A 19,378-nucleotide genomic window follows, 5' to 3' on the forward strand; every position below is an offset into this window, starting at 1 on the left:
TGCCGATCCCCAGGAAATGACGCAGGTTGCTTGCCGCAAGGACGGGGAGAACCAGACGATGGACAAGCATGCGGACACGCAAATCTTCGGACACCTGCCATCGGGTGAGCCGGTTCATCGTGTCGTGCTTTCCGGTGGAGGCCTGACTGCCCATATTCTTACCTGGGGAAGCGTGATCCAGGACCTGCGGCTGGATGGCCATGAGCCGCCGTTGGTGCTCGGCTTTACCGATCTCGAGAGCTATGTCGCCCATTCTCCTTATTTCGGCGCGACGCCCGGCCGCTGTGCCAACCGCATCGGCGGCGGTCGCTTCACCCTCGATGGCGAGACCCACCAGCTCGAATGCAACGAAAAGGGCGTGACGCACCTGCATGGCGGCAGCGACAACATCGGCAAGCGCAACTGGACGATTGTCGAGCGGACGCGCGACAGCGTCACGCTGGAGATCACCGATCCGGATGGCCGCGCCGGATATCCGGGCAACTGCCAGATCCGCTGCACCTACCAGCTGAAGCCCGGCGGCCTGCTCAGTGTCGTCTACGAGACTAAGAGCGACAGGCCGACGCTCGCCAACGTCTGTCAGCACAGCTATTTCAATCTGGATGGCGGCGCGGATGCACTCGGCCACGACATCATGATTGCCGCCGACCATTATCTGCCGACCGACGAGCGCCAGGTGCCGACGGGGGAAATCCGCCCGGTCGAAGGCACCGCCTTCGATCTCAGGGAGATGACCTCGCTCAGGCGCCAGGCCGAGGGCGAACGCATCGCCTACGACCATAATTTCTGCCTCTCGCGGGAACGCATGGCGAAACACTCGGTCGCCCTTGCCCGCAGTCTCAATTCCGGCGTGACGATGGAAGTGCTGACGACCGAGCCCGGCGTCCAGCTCTATACCGGCTTCAAGCTCGACGTGCCGGTGCCCGGTCTCGAAGGACGTCGCTATGGCGCTTTTGCCGGCTTCTGTCTGGAAACCCAGGTGTGGCCGGATGCCGTCAATCACGAGGGCTTTCCGAACGCGGTTCTGCGCCCGGGCGAGACCCGTCGCCAGGAAACGGATTATGTCTTTATGAAGAGCTGAGAATTTTTGCCGAGACCATCGGTGACGCGTGCATTGCCGCGAACGTAAGCCATCACGGCTGCGGCTTGACCTACTTATCCAGGCTCTTCGCCCGAGGCGAAGAATAATTATATTACAATCGGTTGGGAAAATTGGAGCGGGTGAGGCGATTCGAACGCCCGACCCCAACCTTGGCAAGGTTGTGCTCTACCCCTGAGCTACACCCGCTCATTACCTCGGTCCGGGGGGTAGTCGGTGGACCGTGGGTGCCGCTGACTTGCGGCGACGGGCGCTATATGGCCTAAGCGATTTTGGAATGCAACAGGGAAATGTCGAGAAATCGAATATTTTTTGGGAGCCTCCTCAGGAAGCCCGCAAATGCCGCGTTTTCGCGCCCCACCGGCGTCTGTGAGATTGCACGCCGCGGCCGTTTTCCCCTAAAGCAGACTGGAAAAAAATCGATCGCCAGGAGAATCACCCCGATGAACGACGTGCAACCGAAGACCGCGGACGACCTTTTCCGCTTTCTCGACGATCTCGGCATCGAGCACAGCACAAAAAAACACGAGCCCGTGTTCACCGTGGCCGAATCGGTGGCGCTGCGTGACGAAATTCCCGGCGGCCACACCAAGAACCTCTTCGTGAAGGACAAGAAGGACAACTACTTCCTTTTGACCGTCGAGGAGCACGCGACCGTCGATCTGAAGACGGTGCACCAGGTCATCGGCGCGGCCAGCAAGGTTTCCTTCGGCAAGCCGGAGAAGCTGATGGAGTATCTCGGCGTCATCCCGGGAGCGGTCACGGCACTCGGCGCGATCAACGATACCGACGGCAACGTCAAGGTGATCATCGACGAGGAGCTGATGGCATTCGATGTGATCAACTGCCACCCGCTGTCCAACGACGCGACGACCTCGATCGGCTCGAAGGACCTGTTGCGCTTCATGGAAGCCACGGGACATGAACCGCTTGTCTTGAAAGTGACAGCCTGACATACGATCTTTGGCGCGAATGCAGGAAGCCGGATCGAGAGCCGGCGAGGAGAGAAGAATGACGGGCAACGACAATCCCTATGCAGGGTCCTTCGGCAACCAGATGACCGCTTCGGCTTCCTTCGGCGGCCAGCCGGCCGCCGCCGCGCCCCCAAGCGGCGATCTGATCAAGGAAACGACGACCGCCAACTTCGCCAAGGATGTGCTCGACGCGTCGCGCCAGCAGCCTGTTCTCGTCGACTTCTGGGCACCCTGGTGCGGTCCGTGCAAGCAACTGACCCCGGTGATCGAAAAGGTCGTGACGGAAGCTGCCGGCCGCGTGAAGCTCGTCAAGATGAACATCGACGACCATCCATCGATTGCCGGACAGCTCGGCATCCAGTCGATCCCGGCCGTCATCGCCTTCGTCGGCGGGCGACCGGTCGACGGCTTCATGGGGGCGGTGCCTGAGAGCCAGATCAAGCAATTCATCGAAAAGGTCGCCGGCCCTGCCGTCGACGACAGCAAGGCCGAGATCGAGGCCGTGCTCGCCGACGCCAAGGCTCTGCTGGAGACGGGCGATGCCGAAAACGCCGCCGGCCTCTTCGGCGCGGTGCTGCAGGCAGATCCGGAGAATGTGGTGGCGATTGCCGGCATGGTCGATTGCATGATCACCCTCGGCCAGATCGCCGAAGCGCGCGAAGCGCTTTCGAGCCTGCCGGAAGATCTTGCCAAGGATGCCGGCATCAGCGCGGTTGCCAAGAAGCTCGACCAGATCGAGGAAGCCCGCAAGCTCGGCGATCCCAATGCTCTGGAACAGCGCCTGGCAGCCAACCCCGACGACCATGAAGCCCGCCTGATGCTGGCCAAGATCCGCAACGTCGAAGGCGACCGCAATGGCGCGGCGGATCACCTGTTGACGATCATGAAACGCGACCGGGCTTTCGACGATGACGGCGCACGGCGTGAGCTCGTCTCCTTCTTCGAAGTCTGGGGTCCGAAAGACCCGGCGACGATCGCCGCCCGCCGCAAGCTCTCGTCGATCCTGTTTTCCTGAACCACGCAGCAAGATCGGTGCGTTTTTCCCTTGAGATTTTCAAAGGGCGCACCATTTCTTGATCTGGTTGGCCACGCAGCGATGCGTGGCGGGGGCGAGACCGGACATCTGCAAGGTCGATCGGAATGCATGTCGGAAATGCACGTTATCTAGGTCCGCAGGACTTGCCGGAGATCATTCCGGTGTTTCCGCTGACCGGCGCGCTGCTTTTGCCTGGCGCGCAGTTGCCGCTCAACATCTTCGAGCCGCGTTATCTGGCGATGCTCGACGATGCCCTTTCCGGCAATCGGCTGATCGGGATCGTGCAGCCTTCCTTCTGCGAAGGCCGCAACGATATCGGCGTCGGGCCGGTTCCAGCACTCTGTCAGGTCGGCTGTATCGGCCGCATCACCTCCTTTGCCGAAACCGGCGACGGCCGCTACATCACCTCGCTGACGGGCGTGTGCCGCTACCGGTTGTTCAACGAAGTCGCCGGCACGCGCGGCTACCGCCGCTTCCGCATCGGCCCGTTCACCGCCGATCTCGAAAACCGCGACGATGAGAGCCTGGTCGACCGTTCGGCGCTGCTGGCAGCCTTCAGGGCCTATCTGGAGGCCAACAAGCTGAAGGCCGACTGGGAGAGTGTGGAGCGCGCCAGCAACCGCACGCTGGTCAACTCGATGGCAATGATGTCCCCCTACGGGCCGGCCGAGAAACAGGCGCTGCTGGAAGCACCCGACCTCAAGACCCGCGCCGAAACGCTGATCGCCATTACCGAGATCGTGCTCGCGCGCAATTTCGGCGATGTCGACAATATCCTGCAATAAGCGAGGGCTCGTGGACGTCAACGCCAGCAAGGTCGATCCGAAACTGCTCGAACTGCTCGTCTGCCCGCTGACCAAGGGCCGGCTCAGCTATCACGCCGAAGCGGGCGAGTTGATTTCGGAAAAGGCGCGGCTCGCTTACCCCATCCGCGATGGCGTGCCGATCATGCTGATCTCCGAGGCGCGCAAGATCGAAGACTGACGCTAGGCTGCCGGCCAAGCTCCCAATACGCCCAACTTCCCCTCATCCGGCCTGCCGGTCACCTTCTTCCCGCAAGCGGGCAGAAGGAAATCCGCCGCACGCTCGGTGCCAAATCTCTTCTCTTGGATGTGGCGCCATCGCCGCGCACGCAACCAAATCCCCTCGCCCCGCCTGCGGGGAGAGGGCTAGGGTGAGGGGGCAAACCCAGGAATGCCGCGCTTTGCGGATCAGATCGGCTGGCCGGAAAGCAGCCGCGGGTCCGCGTCGCCGGCGATGCCGGCTGCCTGGCGGATGAAGAAGCTTTTCAGCGACGGCAGTCGGTCGACGAGCCCAAGGCCGAAATCGCGGGCGATCCGGACCGGCGTGATGTCGTTCGAAAACAGCCGGTTGAGCACATCAGTCGTCACCCCCATGCGGAACGTGTCGAACCGGCGCCAGCTCTGGTAGCGCTCGAGAATGGCCAGCGAACCGATGTCGAGCCCAAGCCGGTCGGCCTCGACGATCGTCTCGGCCAGCGCCGCCACGTCCTTGAAGCCGAGATTGAGGCCCTGGCCGGAGATCGGATGGATGCCGTGGGCGGCGTCGCCCGCAAGCGCAAACCGCGGTTTTACGAAATCGCGCGCCAGCGTCAGGCCGAGCGGAAACGCGCGCCGGCCGCCGACGACCTTGAGATGGCCGAGCCTGTGGCCGAAGCGGCGCTCCAGCTCCTCCTCGAACAGGAAATCGTCGCCCTTGACCAGCCGCTCGGCATCGGTGGTGCGCTCGGTCCACACCAGCGACGAGCGATTGTTCTTGAGCGGCAGCGTGGCGAAGGGGCCGGCCGGCAGGAAATGCTCCTCGGCGGTGCCCTCATGCGGGCGCTCGTGCTCGACGGTGGTGACGATGCCGGACTGGCCGTAATCGAACTCGACCGTCTTGATGCCGGCGGCATCACGCAGCTTCGAGCGCACGCCGTCGCAGGCAACCAGCAGCCGGGCTTCCAGCTGTTCGCCGCCGGCAAGCGTGACCGCAACCGAATGATCGCCGCTCTCGAAGGTTTCGACCATCGTCGATTGACGCACCGTCACGCCAAATTCCTCGCAGGCAGCGCGTAGCGCGCCGACCATGGCGGTGTTCGGCACCATATGGGCAAAGGGCCTGCCCTCCTCGCCCTCGCCGTCGAAGGTCAGGAAGACAGGGCGCACCGGATCCGACGTCTTCGAATCGGTGATGACCATGCGCCGGATCGGTTCGGCCTCCGGCGCGATCGCCTGCCAGACGCCGAGAACGTCGAGCATGCGTTCGGCGGCGGAAGCGACGGCCGAGGCACGCTCGTCGCGCTTCCATGCCCCTTCCGGCGCGCCGTCGATGACGGAGACCGCAAGATGCGGCGCCGCCTTCTTCAGCGATACCGCGAGCGAAAGGCCGACATAGCCGCCACCGGCAATCAACACATCGATCATCCGCTTTCTCCCGTCGCACTTGAGCATCGTTTCATGCCTATATAGATCAATGCCATCGCCGTTCCTACCGTTGGAGACAGCCGAAATGTCGCGCCCCACTGAGACCGCAACGCCCATGGATGCGCTGCTTGCCACACTCGACCTCGAAAAGCTCGAGGAGAACCTGTTTCGTGGCCGCAGTCCCCAGGTCGGCTGGCAGCGCGTTTTCGGCGGCCAGGTGATCGGCCAGGCGCTGGTCGCCGCCCAGCGCACCGTCGACGAGGGTCGCTACGTGCATTCGCTGCACGCCTATTTCATGCGCCCCGGCGATCCCTCGGTGCCGATCATCTACGAGGTCGACCGCATCCGCGATGGCTCAAGCTTCGCCACGCGCCGTGTCGTCGCCATCCAGCACGGCAAGGCGATCTTCTCGATGTCGGCATCCTTCCAGTACGACGAGGACGGGTTCGAACATCAGATCGACATCCCCAACGTGGCGATGCCGGAAACCCTGCCGGGCGAGCAGGAACTGAAGGACAAGTTCCTGGCGCATGCGCCCGAAGCGATCCGCCGCTATTGGGAGCGGCCGCGACCGATCGAGATCCGCCCGGTCTCGCTCAGCCACTATTTTGCCCGCAACGACGGCAAGCCGACACAGGACGTCTGGGTCAAGGCCGTCGGCCAGGTGCCCGACGAGCGTCACCTGCAGGCAGCCGTGCTTGCCTATCTCTCCGACATGACGCTGCTCGACACCTCGCTCTATGCCCATGGCACGTCGGTGTTCGATCGCAACCTGCAGGTTGCAAGCCTCGATCACGCCATGTGGTTCCATCGCCCCTGCCGGATGGACGACTGGCTGCTCTACACCCAGGACAGCCCCAGCGCCCATGGTGCCCGCGGCATGACCCGCGGCAGCCTTTTTGATCGTTCCGGCGTGCTGATCGCCTCGGTGGCGCAGGAAGGCCTGATCCGGAAAAAGGCACCTGAACAAAAATAAGGCGCTTAATCTTTTCTGCCTATTTTTTAATCTTCTAAAATGACGATTTTTTAGCGCGTCGCGGCACACATGCCGCGCGTGATAATTTTTCCATGCCTTTTCATAGTCTTAGCTCATCACAACGAATCTGGCACGCCCCTTGAATGTAGCTGTCCGGTTGCAAGGCGCTTTTAGCGTTCGCAGCAAGGAGAGATGGCCTCCGGCCGGAGGCGAACAAGGATGGGAAACCGATGAAAATTGTGATGGCCATTATCAAGCCGTTCAAGCTCGATGAGGTTCGTGAAGCCCTCACTGCTGTTGGCATCCAGGGCCTGACCGTAACCGAGGTCAAAGGCTACGGCCGCCAGAAGGGACATACCGAAATCTATCGCGGCACCGAATACGCCGTGAGCTTCCTGCCAAAGCTGAAGATCGAGATCGCAGTCCCCTCGGAAGTCGTCGACAGGGCCGTGGAAGCGATCGCCGCCGCCGCCAAGACCGGCCAGATCGGTGACGGCAAGATCTTTGTCTATTCGATTGACCATGCCGTGCGCATCCGCACCGGCGAAACCGATTCAGAAGCGTTGTAAGCCACGCCGTTCAGGGAGCACTATTTCGATGTCGTCAAGCAAACTTTCTACCTCTCTGGTCAGGATCGGCGCAGCCTCTGCCGCCCTTCTTTCGCCGGTCGTCGCCTTTGCCCAGGAAGCCGCACCGGCAGCAGCCGCTGCCACCGCCGCAGCCCCCGTTCCCGATAAGGCCGACACGGCCTTCATGTTCATCTCCACCCTGCTCGTCTTCTTCATGCTGATCCCAGGCCTCGCGCTGTTTTATGGCGGCCTCGTGCGCGCCAAGAACATGCTGTCGGTGCTGATGCAGTGCACGGTCATCGGCGCAACGATGATGATCGTCTGGGTCGTCTACGGCTATTCCTTCGCCTTCGGCGGCTCGACCAGCCCCTACTTCGGCGGCTTTGCCAAGATGTTCCTGGCAGGCGTCTCGACTGACAGCACGTCGGCCACCTTCTCAGAAGGCGTGGTCATTCCGGAATACATCTTCATGCTGTTCCAGATGACGTTCGCGGCGCTGACGCCGGCCCTCATCATCGGTGCCTTTGCCGAGCGCATCAAGTTCTCGGCAGCCGTGCTCTTCTCCGTTCTCTGGGCAACCTTCGTCTACTTCCCGATCGCCCACATGGTCTGGGACGGCAACGGCCTGCTCTTCGGCATGGGCGCTCTCGATTTTGCCGGCGGCACCGTCGTTCACATCAATGCCGGCGTCGCTGGCCTCATCGGCGCAATCATGGTCGGCAAGCGCACCGGCTTCGGCAAGGACATGATGGCACCGCATTCGATGACGCTGACGCTCGTCGGTGCGGCGATGCTGTGGTTCGGTTGGTTCGGCTTCAACGCCGGCTCCAACCTCGAGGCATCCGGCGGCGCGATGCTCGCAACCGTCAACACCTTCCTTGCAACCGCAGCGGCCATCCTCTCCTGGTCGGTCGTCGAAACCTTCACCCGCGGCAAGGCCTCGATGCTGGGTGCCGCTTCGGGCATGATCGCCGGCCTTGTTGCCATCACGCCCGCTGCCGGCATTGCCGGCCCGATGGGTGCAATCGTCATGGGCCTGATCGTTTCGCCGCTGTGCTACTTCTTCGTCTCGGTGGTGAAGAACAAGTTCGGTTACGACGACACCGCTGACGTCTTCGGCGTTCACGGCGTCGGCGGCTTCTTCGGTGCGCTGGCAACCGGCATTTTCGCCTCGTCGTCGCTCGGCGGCATCGGTTATGCCGACGGCGTCTCCATGGGCGGCCAGTTCATGACCCAGCTCACCGCCGTTGCCATCACCATCGTCTGGTGCGGCGTCGTCTCGGCCATCCTTTACAAGGTGGTCGATGCGATCGTCGGCCTTAGGGTTTCGGTCGAAGCCGAACGCGAAGGTCTCGACCTCTCGTCCCACGGCGAAGCCGCCTACCACAGCTAAGCCAATCGCGGCGCCATCGACAGGCGCCGCTCACCGTCCCGTCGCGGTCCGTCTGATGCGGATCGCCTTTGGCCCGGATCGAGAGATCCGGGCTTTTTTTGCTGAATTTCAGCGCTTGCGGGCCGCCGCCCACCGGTATTTTAGCGGCACACGCGCATGGTTAATGTCGCATTAACCGTGCTTCGCTTAGGTTGATTCCATGGCGCGCAATGTGCCTAGAAGATCGAGACGGGCAGCAGGCAACATGAGCAGAAGCAATCCGGCAGCGCTTGACAGCCGTTCCAACCGGTTCGTGCTAACAACATTCGTTTGGCGACAGATCGCGTCGCTGGCGGGCTTCGCGCTGTTTGGCGCGCTGGCGCTGGCCATCGCTGCGCTGTCGACATGGAACGTTGCCGATCCGAGCTTCTCCTACGCCACCTCGGACGAGCCGACCAACGTGCTTGGTTATGCAGGCGCAGCGTTCGCCGATATCTTCATGCAGTTCTTCGGGCTTGCCAGCGTCGTCGCCCTGCTCCCGGCCGTTGCCTGGGCACTGGTGCTGATCGGTGGCAAGCGCTTCGACAAGATCGTCAAGCGCCTCGCCCTCTGGTTCGTCGGATCGGTGCTTGCCGGCGCTGCTTTGAGCTGTGTTCCGGCGCCGATCACCTGGCCGCTGCCCAATGGCCTCGGCGGCGTCTTCGGCGACATGATCCTGCGTTTTCCCGCGCTTTTCATCGGCTCCTTCCCGACCGGCACCTTTGCCACCGTCCTTGCTTGCATCTTTGCCGCCCCTGCCGCCTGGTGCCTGATCTACAGTGCCGGCCTGATCGGTCTCGGCGAGGAAGAGGACGAAGACGAGATCGAGGAACCGACGCCGAGCAAGGCGCGCACCGTGCGCGACGAACTGGACGAGGACGACAGCGAAGGTCCCTTCACGCTGCTGATGGGCTCGTTCGCGCATATGCGCTACACCGTGCAGGCGCGCGTTCGCCGTATCTTCGGCATGAGCGGCACCCGCACCCCGACCAAGCGCCAGTACGACGAACCCTACGATTTCAACAATGACGAATTCGGCACGCTGAACGAGCCGGCCCGGCCGAAGCCGATGGCTGCCGGCGACCGCATCGAACCGTCGCTCGACCGCTCCGAACGCCGCATCGTCACACCGCCACCGATCATGGCCGACGATGATGACGATATGCCCTTCATGGATGAGCGTCGCCCTGCCGGCATTCTGCCCGATGACGAGGATGACGACGTCGCATCCGATTGGGCACCAAAAGCCGCACCGCCGAAGCAGGGCCTGGCGAAGGCCGGTTCGCGTGTTGCCACGCCACCGCCTCGCCCGAAGACCAGCCAGCGGCTCGAACGCGAAGCGCAGCGCTCTTTCGTCGAGGACGACGACGGCGATTTCGCGCTGCCGCCGATGCATTTTCTCGCCGAGCCGAAGAACGTCACCCGCGACGCCTCGCTCTCCGCCGATGCGCTGGAGCAGAACGCCCGCATGCTGGAAGGCGTGCTGGAGGACTTCGGCGTCAAGGGTGAGATCATCCACGTCCGCCCCGGTCCGGTCGTCACCCTCTACGAACTGGAACCGGCGCCGGGCATCAAGTCCTCCCGCGTCATCGGCCTTGCCGACGACATCGCCCGCTCGATGAGCGCGATCGCTGCCCGCGTCGCCGTCGTTCCCGGCCGCAACGCCATCGGCATCGAACTGCCGAATCAGCGCCGCGAAACCGTCTACCTTCGCGAGCTGATCGGCTCGCGTGACTTCGAGACCTCGAAGGCGCGCCTGGCCATGGCGCTCGGCAAGACCATCGGTGGCGAACCCGTGGTCGCCGACCTCGCCAAGATGCCGCATCTGCTGGTTGCCGGCACCACCGGCTCGGGCAAGTCGGTGGCGATCAACACCATGATCCTGTCGCTGCTCTACCGCCTGCGTCCCGACCAGTGCCGCCTGATCATGATCGACCCGAAGATGCTCGAACTCTCCGTCTATGACGGCATTCCGCACCTGCTTTCGCCTGTCGTGACCGACCCGAAAAAGGCGGTCGTCGCGCTCAAGTGGACGGTGCGCGAGATGGAAGAGCGCTACAAGAAGATGTCGAAGATAGGCGTGCGCAACATCGACGGCTTCAACACCCGCGTCGAGCAGGCGCTGGCCAAGGGTGACGCGATCACCCGCACGGTGCAGACCGGCTTCGACCGCCAGACCGGCGAAGCGATCTACGAGACCGAAGAATTCGATCTGTCGCCGATGCCCTATATCGTCGTCATCATCGACGAAATGGCCGACCTGATGATGGTCGCCGGCAAGGACATCGAAGGTGCTGTGCAGCGGCTGGCGCAGATGGCGCGCGCCGCCGGCATCCATGTGATCATGGCAACGCAGCGCCCCTCGGTCGACGTCATCACCGGCACGATCAAGGCCAACTTCCCGACCCGCATCTCCTTCCAGGTGACCTCGAAGATCGACAGCCGCACCATTCTTGGCGAACAGGGCGCCGAGCAGCTGCTCGGCATGGGCGACATGCTCTATATGGCCGGCGGCGGGCGTATCCAGCGCGTGCACGGGCCGTTCGTGTCCGACACCGAAGTCGAGGAAGTCGTCGCCTATCTCAAGACCCAGGGCACGCCGCAGTATCTCGACGCGATCACCGAAGATGACGACGAGGACAGTGATGGCGGCGGCCCGGCCGGCACGTCCAATCTTGCCGATTCCGACGACCCTTATGACCAGGCCGTGGCGATCGTCCTGCGTGACGGCAAGGCCTCCACATCCTACGTGCAACGTCGCCTCGGGATCGGCTATAATAGGGCCGCGTCGCTGATCGAGCGCATGGAGCAGGAAGGCATCATCGGCCCGGCGAACCACGCCGGCAAACGAGAAATCCTCGTGCCCACGGAAGCGGATATCACCGGCCGGTAAACCCGGCTCCTGTCACGGGCGGTGTTCAAAGCCCGGTAACGGTCATGTGAGAGCGCGGCCCGCCGAAGGCCATGAAAAACGCCTTGAAGGTGCCGCACTTGCGCTCCAGATGATCAAGGAAATGAAGGAGACTGCGATGACAGAGACGAAAACCACCCAAGGCAACAATCCGGCGATGTCGCGCCGTGTATTCGTTGGTGGCCTTGCGGCGCTTGCGGGCATGGGTGGTGCCGGTCTCGACATCACGAAGGCCTTTGCGCAGGCCACGGGCTCCGCCCAGAAGATCGCCGACCATTTCTCGTCCGTCAAAACCATGGCCGGGGAATTTGTGCAATTCGGTCCGCGCGGCGAGCAGACCGGTGGCAAGTTCTACATCCGCCGCCCTGGCCGCATCCGCTTCAACTACGAGGCGCCTTCGCCCATGCGCGTGATCGCCGACGGCAAGTCGGTGGTCATCGGCAACATGAAGCTGAAGACCTGGGACATCTACCCGCTGTCGAAGACGCCGCTGAACCTGTTGCTCAGCGAACGGATCGACCTGACCGGCAAGATGGTGCGCGGCGTCAAGGAAGAATCCGACCTCATCACCATCGTGCTCGGCGATCGCTCGATTTTCGGCGATTCGACCATCACCATGATGTTCGACCCGAAGACCTACGACCTGCGCCAGTGGACGATCACCGACGCGCAGAAAAAGGACACCTCGGTGATGATCTTCAACGTCCAGACGGGCATGGCGCTGGACGACAAGGTATTCAAGATCCCCTACGACGAAGTGCGCAACAAGGGCCGCTGACGGCCTTTTCCGTAGCCGTGCTTGTGGACATCGGCCGCCTTCTGGCGGCCTTTTTCATGCCTTCCTTGTCGCCGGCCGCCGGACCTGCTTAAACCGCTCGGACATCGAGAATACACCCGTCCTGAGCCGGCTTCCCATTGGTCGAACGCCCGGACCCACCCGATCATGGGGAATGCGCAATGGCCCTTTCCGTCGCCACGTGGAACATCAACTCCGTTCGCCTGCGCATGCCGCTGGTCGAACACCTCCTGAAGACCTGGCAGCCCGATATTCTCTGCCTGCAGGAAACCAAGTGCCCCAACGACCAGTTTCCGTCGAAGCCGCTGAAGGCGCTTGGATACAACCATATCGAAATGCACGGCCAGAAGGGTTATCACGGCGTCGCGACGATCTCGCGGCTGCCGCTGCACGAACTCAGCGATCGCCGCGACTATTGTGGCGTCGGCGATGCGCGCCACCTCTCGGTGGTATTTGAAGCGGGCGGCAAGAAGATCCGTCTGCACAATTTCTACGTTCCGGCCGGCGGCGACGAACCGGACCGCTCGATCAATCCGAAGTTCGGCCACAAGCTCGATTTCGTCGATGAAATGAAGCTGCTGCACGCCGAAGCCGAGGCCGGCATCTCGTCGATCCTCGTCGGCGATCTCAACATCGCTCCGCTTGAAGACGACGTCTGGTCGCACAAGCAACTCCTGAAGATCGTCAGCCACACGCCGATCGAAACCGAAGGCCTGACCTCGGTGATGACCGGCGGCGCCTGGGTCGATCTGATGCGCCAGCATGCACCATCACCGACCAAGCTCTATACCTGGTGGAGCTACCGCGCGAAGGATTGGGAGGCGGCCGACCGCGGCCGGCGCCTCGACCATATCTGGTCGTCGGCCGACCTCGCACCGACGCTCACACAGGTGGACATCCTGCGTGAGGCACGCGGCTGGGAGCGGCCGTCGGACCATGTGCCGGTGATCGCGCATTTCGATATCTAGCCTCCGGATCGCCGACGGCTGTCGGGTCGCCGGCCGGGCGCAGCGCCCGCATGCGCGCAAATACGGTGGCGGGCAAAAGCGCCTGGCGTCAGACCGTTGACTGGATGACCGTCAGGCGAAGCGGCCGGCGAGCGCCCCAGCGCGCCTGATCATCGCCTGCAAGTTCTCACGGATGCGCGACTCGACGAGGGCGGCAACTTCCGGATACTCTTCCAGCATGCGCCGGAAGAGCGGGCGATTGATGCGGATTACTTCGCTGTCTTCGTCGGCGGTCGCGGTGAACTTGCGCTCCACCATCGAGATCAGCGCCAGCTCGGACAGAAGCGCGCCGCGACCGACGGTGGTGATCTCTTCCATCGCGCCATCGGCATTGGCCTTCGAAAGCGAGAGACTGCCGCTGGCAATGGCAAACGCGCAATCGGCCGGCGCACCTTCGCGAAACAGCTCCTGCCCCTTGAACACCCGGCGACGCTCCGCACCAAAGGCGATCAGCCTCAGCTTGTCCTCGCTGATATCGGCAAAAAGCGGCACGTTGGACAGAAGAACGATGTCGTCGTTGAGCGCCAAGCGGCTAACCTCCCTAAATTACGACGCTTTCGGGCTCGGTACCCAAGAGCATCGCAATCGATGCAAATAGTCTGGAGCGACTGACATACGGAAAATCATCCGACGTCGCCGCCTCACGGAACGATCTTGTAGCCGCCGTTCTCTGTCACCAAAATCTCGGCATTGGAAGGGTCGCGCTCGATTTTCTGGCGAAGCCGGTAGACATGCGTTTCGAGCGTGTGCGTCGTCACGCCGGAATTGTAGCCCCAGACTTCCTCGAGCAGCACGTCGCGCGTCACCACCTTCTGGTCGGCACGATAGAGGTAGCGGATGATCGCCGCTTCCTTTTCGGTCAGGCGGATCTTCTGGCCGTTTTCGAGCGTCAGCAGCTTCTGGCTGGGCTTGAACGTATAGGGACCGACGCTGAACGTCGCATCTTCGCTCTGCTCGTGCTGGCGTAGCTGCGCGCGGATGCGCGCGAGCAGCACGGCAAAGCGGAATGGCTTGGTGACATAATCGTTGGCACCGGCTTCGAGACCCAGGATCGTATCGGAATCGGTATCGTGGCCGGTAAGCATGATGATCGGCGCCTTGAAGCCACCCTTGCGCAGGAGTTTGACCGCCTCACGCCCATCCATGTCGGGCAGCCCGACATCCATGATCAACAGGTCGACCTGCTGGGCGCGCGCCGCCTGTATACCCTTGCCGGCAGAGGCTTCCTGGAGAAGATCGAACTCCTCGTAGAGCGAAAGCTGCTCGACCAACGTTTCGCGCAGGTCATTGTCGTCATCGACAAGAAGAATGGTACGGGTCGCCATGGGACAATTCCTGTTTGCTTCCGGTTTCAAACTAGCTCAAATGCCCGTGTTGGCAAGCGAACCGGTTTTGGAACCGCGTTATATATGCAACCGTGCTTATGGTGCCCGCCAAATCACGGACAATTCAAAAATCTGTGAGAGAGATGCGCAAGAAAACGTCGGGAAGAAGGCCAGTCAAATCCGTCATCACCGTCCGGCCTTCCCCGCTTGATCGCAGGCGTGCACTGGTTAGCTTCGATGGCCGCACGGAGCAAGCCGCCATCGGTCGCAGCGGCATCACCAGCCGCAAGCGCGAGGGTGACGGCGCGACGCCCCGCGCAGCGATGAAGCTCGTCGGCGGCTATGTCAGGCGCGACAGGATCGTGCTGCCGCCGACGTCCCTACCGACAATGGCAACCCGCAAGGGAATGCTCTGGTGCGATGCGCCCGATCATGCCCGCTACAATCGCCCGGCCAAGGCGCCGTTCGCGCCGAGCCACGAAGAGATGATGCGTGACGACGGGCTCTATGACGTCTGCCTGGTGATGGACTGGAACCTGACCAGCCGCCGCCGTCATGCCGGGTCGGCGATCTTCTTTCACCTCATCCGTCCCGGCTACGAGCCGACCCAGGGCTGTGTCGCCATAAGCCTGGCTTCCATGCGCCGGTTGATCCCGCACCTGCGTCGCGGCACCATCGTCAAGGTTCTGTAACCCTTCCGCATCTGCGCCAATATGCCCCCATATCAGCGCTCGACATGAGAATTCGGAAAGCATAACCCGAACGAGAAATCTCGTCGTGCACAACCATAAACACTTCCGCAAGCTCTGACATCTATGTAGCCACAAGCAAGATTTGCAGGGCGAGTGCAGCCGATGCTGACGACGATGGCCAAAGCGATACCGGTGACCGATGGACGCTTCTTCAGGATAGGTGAGGTTCGCGATCTCGCGGACGGCCCCTTGCAAGGGTCCGATATTGCGCGGCTGCTCGACTGGGTCGAATCCTATCTGATGAACAGTCATCCCGATCTCGGACGAGCCGGCGCCGTCTGCCCCTTTACCCGCCAGGCCGCCAAGATCGATACGGTTCGCCTCGCGATTTCCCGCGCGCGCCCCGGTGACGAAGACGACGCTTTCGCCCTTATCCGTGGTGCGTTCGGCGCGCTTGAAGCCATCCCCTGCAAGCCCGCGATGAAGCATTTCCGCACCGTCATCGTCGGCTTTCCGGATTGCGCCGATCAGGACGGGATCGCGATGTTGAAGCGGATCCAGCGACGGCACCGGTTCTACTCGCTAGCGCGCGCCCGGATGATCGGCATGATGCATGCAGGTTCCGAGGATCGCGGCCTGTGGAATCCGGACTTCCGGCCGCTGCGCTCGCCGATGCCGGTTCTGGCGATCCGGCATCTGGTCGAAAACGACGCCCCGTTTGCCGCGCTCCATCCCGCTCTCATGGTTGCCTATCTCGCCCGTTTCCCGATCAAGGGAACGCGGCGGCTCGTCAATCACTTCCGAAGCCGCTGAGCCATGCCCGGCCGAGCGACGTCGCCGATCGCCGAGACAATCGAACGGAGTCCGATCCTCGGCCGTTTGGGAGACGACCTTGAAATCAGTGTCGTCACAAGCCTCGAAGGCTTCATGGCCTTGCAGGGGGACTGGGACGATCTGTTCGAGCGAGCGGCAGCACCTCAGCAGGTCTTCCAGCGCCATATCTTCCTGCGCTACTGGACACGGCACTATCTCGACGCAAAGACGCAGCTCTCTATTCTCACCGGCCGTATCGACGGACGCCTTGTCACCGTCTGGCCGCTGGTGCGTCGTCGCGAGCTCGGCATCGACACGCTCGGCTTCATGGGCGCGCCGGTGGCGCAGTTCGGCGACGTGCTCGTCGAAGCCGGTGATACCGCACACGCCTTGCTCGAAGTCGGCTGGAATGCCGTGGAAGCGCTCGGTGCCGACATGTTCTGGGCCCGCCGGGTGCGGTCAGACGCCGCCCTCTGCGGATCAGCCATCGCGGTCGGCGCGTGCCTGCCGGGCGACGTGCAGGCGCCGTTCGCATGCCTGTCGCGTCGGGTGACGGCCGATGGTCCGGGCATCGCCTATTCCGCGCGCGAGCGATCGAACTACCGGCGCCGATTGCGAAGGCTCCGCGAACGCGGCGACATCGGCTTCTCCGAGCCCGGTTCGGGCCAGGCAGCCGAGGCGGCGGTCGCGTCCGCAATCGCCATCAAGAAAAACTGGCTGCTCGAAAACGCGATCCTGTCGCCGACCGTCATGGACACCCGCTTCCAGGCGTTCTTCGAAGATCTTGCCGGCGATCTCGCGACGGGCCTGCACGTCTCGGCAATCACCCGCGACGGGAGAGCGATCGGCGTCGACCTGTCCTTCGACTGCAAGGGCCACACCTTCGGCCACGTGCTGGCAACCGACCCTGGCTACGAGCGCGAGGGCCTCGGACGGTTGCTCATCCATCGAACATTCGCGGCGGCCGCCCACCGTGGCAACACGATCTTTGATCTGCTGGCGCCGGCGGACTGCTACAAGATGCAGCATGCCGACGGGCTTGTGGCCATCAGGGACTATGCCTTCGCATATTCCTGGCGCGGCCGGTTGCTGCGCGCGCTCGTCCTGGCGCGACTGCAACCGATGGCCAAGGCCTTGGCAAAGCGCCTGCCGGCCGCTCTGGTGCAAAAGCTTGTGATGCGAAAGATCCGAGCCGGGCAGTCTTCTCAGTCCAGCTGACGCGGCGTGACAAAATCGACGAGACGACACCCGCCTGCAGCCAGGTCCTCCCAGCTGGAGCCGTCGAACTCGAACACGGCAAGCGCCGCCGTCGGAAATTTCTGCTGCATGCGCGCAAGCGCTTCTTGCCTACCCGAACCGGCAAGCTGAAGGGCGAGATCCTCCATGCCCGGATTATGCCCGACGACAAGCAGGTTGCGGATGGCCGGGTCGACCGCACGAATGGTGGCCAGAATGGCCGGTGCTGCAACTTCGTAGATGTCGCGTGTCTCACGGGCAGGGATTGGCGGCGGCAGGATACCCTTGACCAGCGCCCAGGTTTCCCGAGCCCGCCGCGCCGTGGAAACGATCGCCAGCCCGGGGATCAACCCTTTTCGCTCCATATAGGCGCCGACCAATGGCGCCGCCTTGCGGCCGCGCTCGCCAAGCGGTCGATCGTGGTCCGGCACATCTTCGGGCCAGGCGGACTTGGCATGGCGCAACAGCATCAGGCGGTATGTCTGCGTCCTGTGATCCCTGGCCATTACGTCCTCCCTCGCAACGACGTGCGATCCTCACTGACAGGTATCGGGTTATTCTGGCATCGCACCGCCATTTTGTCCCGGCAAGAGTGGACCATAAAAAAGGCCGCCCCGAAGGGCGGCCATCAACGCCGGAAAAGCTCAAAAACTGGCTTATGTCCACGCGCGCGGGATTATTTCCGCGCGCGCCTGATCATTTCCACTCGCGAATGTCGACGAAATGTCCGGCGACCGCAGCGGCTGCCGCCATTGCCGGCGACACCAGGTGCGTGCGTCCCTTGAAGCCCTGACGTCCTTCGAAGTTGCGGTTGGAGGTCGAGGCGCAACGCTCGCCCGGCTTCAGCCGGTCGTCGTTCATCGCCAGGCACATGGAGCAGCCCGGCTCGCGCCAGTCGAAGCCGGCTTGGCGGAAGATCTTGTCGAGGCCTTCGGCTTCTGCCTGCTCCTTGACGAGGCCGGAGCCCGGAACGATCATCGCCGAAACCGTCGACGCGACCTTGCGGCCCTCGACGACGGCGGCAACGGCGCGCAGGTCCTCGATGCGGCCATTGGTGCACGAGCCGATGAAGACGCGGTCGATCGCTATGTCGGTGACCTTGGTGCCGGGCTTCAGGCCCATGTAGTCGAGCGCGCGCCACTTGGAGGTGCGCTTGTTTTCTTCCGGGATTTCATCCGGGTTCGGAACGATGCCCTGAACCGAAATGACGTCCTCGGGCGACGAACCCCAAGAGACGATCGGCGGCAGATTGGCCGCGTCGAGCACGACGACGCGATCGAAGTGTGCGCCCTCGTCCGTGTGCAGCGTCTTCCAATAGTCGATCGCCATCTCCAGCGCCTTGCCCTTCGGCGCGCGCGGCTTGTCCTTGATGTATTCGAAGGTCGTCTCATCAGGCGCGATCAGGCCGGCGCGGGCGCCGCCTTCGATCGTCATGTTGCAGATGGTCATGCGACCTTCCATCGACAGCGCGCGGATGGCTTCGCCGGCAAACTCGATGACGTGGCCGGTGCCGCCGGCAGTGCCGATCTCGCCGATGATGGCAAGGATGATGTCCTTGGCGGTAACGCCCGGCGGCAGCTGGCCGTCGACGCGCACCAGCATGTTCTTGGCCTTCTGCTGGATCAGCGTCTGGGTCGCAAGCACGTGCTCGACTTCGGACGTGCCGATACCGTGCGCCAGCGCACCGAAGGCGCCGTGCGTCGAGGTGTGGCTATCGCCGCAGACGATGGTCATGCCGGGCAGCGTAAAGCCCTGCTCGGGGCCGACGATATGCACGATGCCCTGACGCTTGTCGTTTTCGGAGTAGTATTCAACCCCGAACTCGGCCGCATTGGTGGCGAGCGCCTCGACCTGAATGCGGCTTTCCTCATTCTTGATGCCGAGGTGGCGGTCCGGCGAAGTCGGCACGTTGTGGTCGACGACGGCAAGCGTCTTTTCCGGAGCACGGACCTTGCGGCCGGCCATGCGCAGACCTTCGAAAGCCTGCGGGCTCGTCACCTCGTGAACGAGATGACGATCGATGTAGAGAAGACAGGTTCCATCGTCCTGGCTGTTGACCAGATGGTCGTCCCAGATCTTGTCATAGAGAGTACGCGGTGCGCTCATG

Annotated in this window: 19 protein-coding genes and 1 tRNA gene; 14 read left to right on the forward strand and 6 right to left on the reverse strand. The window is 62.9% G+C overall.

Annotated features, from left to right (window positions below; all coding sequences use genetic code 11):
• The first annotated feature begins 58 nt into the window (after positions 1 to 58).
• Positions 59 to 1,081, forward strand: a complete 1,023-nt coding sequence (locus AC07UR_RS14650; RefSeq protein ID WP_173418325.1) for an aldose epimerase family protein — start codon at positions 59 to 61, stop codon at positions 1,079 to 1,081.
• Between the two features lie 132 nt (positions 1,082 to 1,213).
• Here the strand turns inward: AC07UR_RS14650 and AC07UR_RS14655 are convergent.
• Positions 1,214 to 1,288 (reverse strand) — tRNA-Gly (locus tag AC07UR_RS14655).
• Between the two features lie 254 nt (positions 1,289 to 1,542).
• On the opposite strand from AC07UR_RS14655, the gene AC07UR_RS14660 reads away from it, so the two are divergent.
• From AC07UR_RS14660 to AC07UR_RS14675, 4 genes are all read left to right on the forward strand, one after another.
• Entirely contained in the window at positions 1,543 to 2,052 is a 510-nt protein-coding gene (locus tag AC07UR_RS14660) for a prolyl-tRNA synthetase associated domain-containing protein (protein WP_209790431.1), read from the forward strand.
• A 58-nt stretch (positions 2,053 to 2,110) separates the two neighbouring features.
• Positions 2,111 to 3,088 carry a thioredoxin gene (gene trxA, locus AC07UR_RS14665; protein WP_209790430.1) on the forward strand — a complete coding sequence of 326 codons (978 nt, stop codon included), beginning with the start codon at positions 2,111 to 2,113 and terminating at the stop codon, positions 3,086 to 3,088.
• Between the two features lie 125 nt (positions 3,089 to 3,213).
• Positions 3,214 to 3,894 carry an LON peptidase substrate-binding domain-containing protein gene (locus AC07UR_RS14670; RefSeq protein ID WP_176354365.1) on the forward strand — a complete coding sequence of 227 codons (681 nt, stop codon included), beginning with the start codon at positions 3,214 to 3,216 and terminating at the stop codon, positions 3,892 to 3,894.
• A gap of 10 nt (positions 3,895 to 3,904) precedes the next feature.
• Positions 3,905 to 4,093, forward strand: a complete 189-nt coding sequence (locus tag AC07UR_RS14675; protein ID WP_077500831.1) for a Trm112 family protein — start codon at positions 3,905 to 3,907, stop codon at positions 4,091 to 4,093.
• Positions 4,094 to 4,320: 227 nt separating this feature from the next.
• Here AC07UR_RS14675 and AC07UR_RS14680 read toward each other — a convergent pair whose 3' ends face one another.
• A complete protein-coding gene (locus AC07UR_RS14680; protein ID WP_209790429.1) occupies positions 4,321 to 5,535 on the reverse strand; it encodes a ubiquinone biosynthesis hydroxylase in 1,215 nt (404 codons plus the stop codon).
• Between the two features lie 85 nt (positions 5,536 to 5,620).
• Between AC07UR_RS14680 and tesB the strand changes: the two genes are divergently transcribed.
• The 6 genes from tesB to AC07UR_RS14710 all read left to right on the forward strand — a co-directional run bounded on the left by tesB (position 5,621) and on the right by AC07UR_RS14710 (position 13,166).
• A complete protein-coding gene (tesB, locus tag AC07UR_RS14685; RefSeq protein WP_077500833.1) occupies positions 5,621 to 6,511 on the forward strand; it encodes an acyl-CoA thioesterase II in 891 nt (296 codons plus the stop codon).
• A 230-nt stretch (positions 6,512 to 6,741) separates the two neighbouring features.
• Positions 6,742 to 7,080 (forward strand): P-II family nitrogen regulator, encoded by a 339-nt coding sequence (locus AC07UR_RS14690; RefSeq protein WP_053249175.1) that lies wholly within the window; start codon positions 6,742 to 6,744, stop codon positions 7,078 to 7,080.
• A gap of 28 nt (positions 7,081 to 7,108) precedes the next feature.
• The gene (locus tag AC07UR_RS14695; protein WP_209790428.1) at positions 7,109 to 8,473 is read left to right on the forward strand and encodes an ammonium transporter; all 1,365 of its coding nucleotides are present in this window, start codon (positions 7,109 to 7,111) and stop codon (positions 8,471 to 8,473) included.
• A 244-nt stretch (positions 8,474 to 8,717) separates the two neighbouring features.
• Entirely contained in the window at positions 8,718 to 11,384 is a 2,667-nt protein-coding gene (locus AC07UR_RS14700) for an FtsK/SpoIIIE family DNA translocase (protein WP_209790427.1), read from the forward strand.
• A 136-nt stretch (positions 11,385 to 11,520) separates the two neighbouring features.
• Positions 11,521 to 12,180 (forward strand): outer membrane lipoprotein carrier protein LolA, encoded by a 660-nt coding sequence (locus AC07UR_RS14705; protein ID WP_173418333.1) that lies wholly within the window; start codon positions 11,521 to 11,523, stop codon positions 12,178 to 12,180.
• Between the two features lie 179 nt (positions 12,181 to 12,359).
• Positions 12,360 to 13,166 (forward strand): exodeoxyribonuclease III, encoded by an 807-nt coding sequence (locus AC07UR_RS14710; RefSeq protein ID WP_209790426.1) that lies wholly within the window; start codon positions 12,360 to 12,362, stop codon positions 13,164 to 13,166.
• 111 nt (positions 13,167 to 13,277) lie between these two features.
• On the opposite strand, the gene AC07UR_RS14715 is transcribed toward AC07UR_RS14710, so the two are convergent.
• Both AC07UR_RS14715 and AC07UR_RS14720 read right to left on the reverse strand, forming a co-directional pair.
• Positions 13,278 to 13,733 carry a cyclic nucleotide-binding domain-containing protein gene (locus tag AC07UR_RS14715; protein ID WP_209790425.1) on the reverse strand — a complete coding sequence of 152 codons (456 nt, stop codon included), beginning with the start codon at positions 13,731 to 13,733 and terminating at the stop codon, positions 13,278 to 13,280.
• Between the two features lie 113 nt (positions 13,734 to 13,846).
• Positions 13,847 to 14,530, reverse strand: a complete 684-nt coding sequence (locus AC07UR_RS14720; protein ID WP_077500839.1) for a response regulator transcription factor — start codon at positions 14,528 to 14,530, stop codon at positions 13,847 to 13,849.
• A gap of 143 nt (positions 14,531 to 14,673) precedes the next feature.
• On the opposite strand from AC07UR_RS14720, the gene AC07UR_RS14725 reads away from it, so the two are divergent.
• The 3 genes from AC07UR_RS14725 (at position 14,674) to AC07UR_RS14735 (ending at position 17,253) form a co-directional block, all read left to right on the forward strand.
• Positions 14,674 to 15,222, forward strand: a complete 549-nt coding sequence (locus AC07UR_RS14725; RefSeq protein WP_209790424.1) for a L,D-transpeptidase family protein — start codon at positions 14,674 to 14,676, stop codon at positions 15,220 to 15,222.
• A gap of 162 nt (positions 15,223 to 15,384) precedes the next feature.
• Complete coding sequence (locus AC07UR_RS14730; RefSeq protein WP_209790423.1) at positions 15,385 to 16,035, forward strand: DUF6875 domain-containing protein; 651 nt, start codon at positions 15,385 to 15,387, stop codon at positions 16,033 to 16,035.
• Positions 16,036 to 16,038: 3 nt separating this feature from the next.
• The gene (locus tag AC07UR_RS14735; RefSeq protein ID WP_209790422.1) at positions 16,039 to 17,253 is read left to right on the forward strand and encodes a GNAT family N-acetyltransferase; all 1,215 of its coding nucleotides are present in this window, start codon (positions 16,039 to 16,041) and stop codon (positions 17,251 to 17,253) included.
• Here the strand turns inward: AC07UR_RS14735 and AC07UR_RS14740 are convergent.
• Together AC07UR_RS14740 and leuC are read right to left on the reverse strand one after the other, a co-directional pair.
• Complete coding sequence (locus AC07UR_RS14740) at positions 17,241 to 17,777, reverse strand: SixA phosphatase family protein (RefSeq protein ID WP_209790421.1); 537 nt, start codon at positions 17,775 to 17,777, stop codon at positions 17,241 to 17,243. The two genes, AC07UR_RS14735 and AC07UR_RS14740, sit on opposite strands and share 13 nt — an antisense overlap.
• Positions 17,778 to 17,967: 190 nt before the next feature.
• On the reverse strand, positions 17,968 to 19,377 hold the full coding sequence (leuC, locus tag AC07UR_RS14745) for a 3-isopropylmalate dehydratase large subunit (RefSeq protein WP_209790420.1): 1,410 nt from the start codon (positions 19,375 to 19,377) through the stop codon (positions 17,968 to 17,970).
• Position 19,378: the final 1 nt, after the last annotated feature.

The sequence above is a fragment of the Ensifer sp. GW821-FHT05G01 genome, assembly GCF_059419585.1.

What these genes read in the sequence shown, in the direction of transcription:
- AC07UR_RS14650 (WP_173418325.1), top strand. Translation starts at nt 59, where the DNA reads ATGGACAAGCATGCGGACACGCAAATCTTCGGACACCTGCCATCGGGT.
- AC07UR_RS14660 (WP_209790431.1), top strand. Translation starts at nt 1,543, where the DNA reads ATGAACGACGTGCAACCGAAGACCGCGGACGACCTTTTCCGCTTTCTC.
- trxA (WP_209790430.1), top strand. Translation starts at nt 2,111, where the DNA reads ATGACGGGCAACGACAATCCCTATGCAGGGTCCTTCGGCAACCAGATG.
- AC07UR_RS14670 (WP_176354365.1), top strand. Translation starts at nt 3,214, where the DNA reads ATGCATGTCGGAAATGCACGTTATCTAGGTCCGCAGGACTTGCCGGAG.
- AC07UR_RS14680 (WP_209790429.1), bottom strand. Translation starts at nt 5,535, where the DNA reads ATGATCGATGTGTTGATTGCCGGTGGCGGCTATGTCGGCCTTTCGCTC.
- tesB (WP_077500833.1), top strand. Translation starts at nt 5,621, where the DNA reads ATGTCGCGCCCCACTGAGACCGCAACGCCCATGGATGCGCTGCTTGCC.
- AC07UR_RS14690 (WP_053249175.1), top strand. Translation starts at nt 6,742, where the DNA reads ATGAAAATTGTGATGGCCATTATCAAGCCGTTCAAGCTCGATGAGGTT.
- AC07UR_RS14695 (WP_209790428.1), top strand. Translation starts at nt 7,109, where the DNA reads ATGTCGTCAAGCAAACTTTCTACCTCTCTGGTCAGGATCGGCGCAGCC.
- AC07UR_RS14700 (WP_209790427.1), top strand. Translation starts at nt 8,718, where the DNA reads ATGAGCAGAAGCAATCCGGCAGCGCTTGACAGCCGTTCCAACCGGTTC.
- AC07UR_RS14705 (WP_173418333.1), top strand. Translation starts at nt 11,521, where the DNA reads ATGACAGAGACGAAAACCACCCAAGGCAACAATCCGGCGATGTCGCGC.
- AC07UR_RS14710 (WP_209790426.1), top strand. Translation starts at nt 12,360, where the DNA reads ATGGCCCTTTCCGTCGCCACGTGGAACATCAACTCCGTTCGCCTGCGC.
- AC07UR_RS14720 (WP_077500839.1), bottom strand. Translation starts at nt 14,530, where the DNA reads ATGGCGACCCGTACCATTCTTCTTGTCGATGACGACAATGACCTGCGC.
- AC07UR_RS14725 (WP_209790424.1), top strand. Translation starts at nt 14,674, where the DNA reads ATGCGCAAGAAAACGTCGGGAAGAAGGCCAGTCAAATCCGTCATCACC.
- AC07UR_RS14730 (WP_209790423.1), top strand. Translation starts at nt 15,385, where the DNA reads ATGCTGACGACGATGGCCAAAGCGATACCGGTGACCGATGGACGCTTC.
- AC07UR_RS14735 (WP_209790422.1), top strand. Translation starts at nt 16,039, where the DNA reads ATGCCCGGCCGAGCGACGTCGCCGATCGCCGAGACAATCGAACGGAGT.
- AC07UR_RS14740 (WP_209790421.1), bottom strand. Translation starts at nt 17,777, where the DNA reads ATGGCCAGGGATCACAGGACGCAGACATACCGCCTGATGCTGTTGCGC.
- leuC (WP_209790420.1), bottom strand. Translation starts at nt 19,377, where the DNA reads ATGAGCGCACCGCGTACTCTCTATGACAAGATCTGGGACGACCATCTG.